This is a genomic window from Halobaculum sp. EA56, assembly GCF_051195075.1.
Lineage (GTDB): Archaea > Halobacteriota > Halobacteria > Halobacteriales > Haloferacaceae > Halobaculum.
In genome coordinates this window covers 1-1,054 of the sequence record NZ_JBNTJX010000103.1, presented here as the reverse complement: position 1 = coordinate 1,054, position 1,054 = coordinate 1, and the positions used below count along the sequence as shown (strand labels likewise).

Annotated in this window: 2 protein-coding genes; one reads left to right on the top strand and one right to left on the bottom strand. The window is 70.3% G+C overall.

All coding sequences use genetic code 11. From position 1 onward, the window contains the following. On the bottom strand, window positions 1-605 hold a 605-nt coding region (locus ACQUQ1_RS22370), incomplete at its 3' end, for a helix-turn-helix domain-containing protein (protein ID WP_435066381.1). A gap of 208 nt (window positions 606-813) precedes the next feature. On the opposite strand from ACQUQ1_RS22370, the gene ACQUQ1_RS22365 reads away from it, so the two are divergent. Continuing rightward, window positions 814-1,020: a hypothetical protein gene (locus ACQUQ1_RS22365; RefSeq protein WP_435066380.1), complete on the top strand. Its 207-nt coding sequence runs from the start codon at window positions 814-816 to the stop codon at window positions 1,018-1,020. Window positions 1,021-1,054 lie beyond the last annotated feature (34 nt).

The following is a 1,054-nucleotide window of genomic DNA, read 5'->3' as shown; positions in this document are numbered from 1 at the left end:
CCGCGCTTGAGCCGCTCCGCGAGCGACTGCCTGGAGATACCGAGGTCGTCCGCGATCTCCGCCAGCGTCGCCCGCCGTGGGCTGTCGTAGTAGCCGGCCTCGTAGGCGGCGACGAGCGCCTCCGCCTGTGCGTCGGTCAGCCGGTCGTCCGCGTCGTCGCCGACGGACTCCAGCGGGCCCATCGACTCCAGTCGGACGTCGATCCCGTTGGCCGCGCAGAACTCGCGGAACGCGCCGACCGTCTCCCACCCGTCGCCGCGGACGTCGAACGTCCACCGCCCGCCCCGCCCTGACGCGGACAGGAGCGTCAGCCCCGCGCGCTCCATCCCCGTCACCACGCTCGCGTCGTCCCTGCCGCAGCGACACCGGTACAACAGCGAGTCGCCCGCGCGGTCGACGAACTCCGCGTCCTCGATCGCGTCCGCCTCCGCGAGGGCCGCGTCCACCGCCTCGACGGACGCTCCCCGAACCCAGAAGAACGGCACGAACTCCGGCCCTGTCGGGATCACCCGCTCCAGTTCGACCTCGACGTACTCGACGCCGACGAGGGCGGCGCCGAGTTCGAACTCCGCGGCCGGCACGGACAGGCGCGCGACTACGGCCACGGTTTCCGTCCACGCGGGATACTAGTTAAACTTTCGTCAAGTTGGAAACGATCCGGGCGACGACGGGTCGACTCGGCGTGTCGGGGGCGTTCCCGTTCTCCCGGTTTCGACCGTTCCCACCGGCGAGTTCGGGGACGACGCCAGCACATGTCACACCAAATCTGTTCGGCGAAGTACATACAACGAATGTTGTACTAATACAGCAAACATGAACGAGCACAGCGCCGAGACGCTTCTCGCGGAGCTGTTGGACCGGGGGGTCGTCTCGGAGGACCGGGTCGGTCGGGTCGAGGAGCTGCGGCGGGAGGGGGAGGTCTGGAGCGCGCTGGAGTACGCCGTGAGCGGGCGCCTCAGCGAGCGGTGGCCGCCGGGGGGGTGGGAGCGGGAGACGACGCGGACCGAGCCGCCGAGCTGACCGCGGGGTCCCGGCCCGAACGCCCGCGACGAAA

Coding starts and splice junctions, on each gene's coding strand:
- ACQUQ1_RS22365 (WP_435066380.1), top strand. CDS start 814: ATGAACGAGCACAGCGCCGAGACGCTTCTCGCGGAGCTGTTGGACCGG.